We start from the raw sequence: 496 nt of genomic DNA, 5'->3' as shown, positions 1-496 counted from the left end.
GATTTTGTCAGAAGGAATACCTTTAGAGATCAGGTAATCAACAACAGACTGAGCACGTTTCTCAGACAGACCCTGGTTGTAAGCGTCAGAACCGATGCGGTCANTCTGATCCAGAGCCTGCTGGCCTTCTGGTTTCAGAGTCGCTTTGTTGAAGTTGAACAGAACGTCAGACTTCAGAGTGAAGTGCTTGGTCTGTACTTCTGGAGCCGGAGCCGGAGCTACAACTACTGGAGCTGCTTCTTCCTGCTGGCCGAAACGGTAAGAAACACCAACGCTCAACAGGCCGTTATCCGGACGACCACCAACGGTGTTCGCGTCACCGATGTTGTTGGTCCACTGGTATTCCAGACGGGTAGCGATTTCAGGAGTAATTGCATACTCTACGCCGCCAGCGAATACTGGGGATACACCAGTGTCGTGGTCTTTGAAGCCGTCGTTGTTTTTAGCATCTGCACGCCAAACCATACCACCCAGACGGGTATAAACGTCCAGATCG

Annotated in this window: 1 protein-coding gene; it reads right to left on the bottom strand. The window is 51.3% G+C overall.

The window, feature by feature from the left end:
- Positions 1 to 496 (bottom strand): OmpA family protein (locus FDX22_RS13250; protein ID WP_146717312.1); only part of this gene is annotated, 496 nt, incomplete at both ends.

It is taken from the genome of Citrobacter sp. TBCS-14 (genome assembly GCF_005280805.1).
In the GTDB taxonomy this organism is placed as follows: Bacteria; Pseudomonadota; Gammaproteobacteria; order Enterobacterales; family Enterobacteriaceae; genus Citrobacter; species Citrobacter gillenii.
The sequence above is the reverse complement of the archived record's forward strand: the minus strand, read 5'-3'. Positions and strand labels throughout refer to the sequence as shown.